Consider the following 1,369-nt stretch of genomic DNA (forward strand, 5'->3'; position numbering starts at 1 on the left):
CATATCTGCCCTCTGCCGAGTTATAAACAAAACCTCCCCAGCCACGGTAAAGCATACCGAAGCCAAGATTGTCATTCTCTGCATAGAATCCAGCAAGCACATTCTCTGTTACGAGACCTGCCGCATCTTTCAGAATGGAAACAGAGGCTGAAGTAACAGTTTCATTAGAGATTGCTGCCGGATAGCTGTATTCAAACCAGATGTTCTTTCCTGCAGTAGTTGCAAATCGCAGAGTATCGGCTTTCAAGATGCCATTCTCGATAGTGAAAGACTTCTTGCCAACAAGCGCATCCTCTGTCTTGGCGGTCAAAGTAATCTGACCGTTGATAGAATTGTCCGAAAGGGTAAGCACTGGAGACACAACCATAATTGTATCTGTCGCAGTGGTCAAGTATGGCTTGCCCTCTGACAAGGCATTTGCAAATATCTTGTAGTGTGCAGGAACGGCTACAGTCTGTTCGATATTGGTAGAGTCCTTATAAGTCACAGACGCTTGCCAACCGATATTCTTCCAATCAACATTTGAGGTAGATGAAATCTCAAAGCTGAAGTTGGTCAGCTTTTCAGTATTCTCCAGACTGATGTTGAGTGAATCGCCATTGAAAGTCTCATTAGCCTTTAATGTACGAGCAAAGACCGTCTTCTCGATATAGTTCGGGTTGTCGTTTCCGTCACTGTCTTTCTTGTCGTTGCTGCCGATGATGCTGAGAACAACATCGTCGGTTGTTACAGGCTTGTGGAAGGCACTGTGAACTTCCACGCTTGAACCATTCTCCACATTAGCGGAGGTGTTCACATCGTAGATGGCACCATCCTCAGGTTTGTACTCTGTTGAAGAAAGCCCGTTAGGCAAGATATTTGACTCGCCAGCGTAAGTAATGGCAGGTGACCAGTTCACCTTGTCAAATGAGCCGTTGCTTGTTTCCTCAGAGCCAGACTGCACACGGAAATAGATTCTGTCACCACGCTTGACGGCAACAGATGATACGGCTGCGCTGTATGGACTGTTGTCACCCTTGGCTATCGTCTTGTTCCAAAGTTCATTGCCTCCCTTTTGGATGGCAATTCTTACGCCGTCTGCCTTCTGATACTCGTCAGCATCATAGTCATCTGTTGGTGCAATGAGGCTTACTTGACCAGTTACGCTGACAGTTCCGTCCTTAGGAGCCTGCCATACACGCACAATATCCTCCATCGGTGAGTTCTTGATGGCTTCCGCCTGCTCATCCTTACTGACCTCCATGACAGAAGTGTCAACCTTGCCACCATAGATGATTGGGCTTGGCGTGTCGGCACTGCTCAATGTAAACGTAGGCACGGCATTGCCAGACTGATCAAACTCCAAATGGTTGAAATATACCTTGCCATT

General features: G+C 47.0%; 1 pseudogene. It reads right to left on the reverse strand.

The window, feature by feature from the left end:
• Positions 1–1,369 (reverse strand): annotated as a pseudogene (locus BN4609_RS05735) (toxin TcdB middle/N-terminal domain-containing protein); the annotation flags it as partial.

The sequence above is a fragment of the Leyella lascolaii genome, assembly GCF_900079775.1.
GTDB classification, from domain to species: domain Bacteria; phylum Bacteroidota; class Bacteroidia; order Bacteroidales; family Bacteroidaceae; genus Prevotella; species Prevotella lascolaii.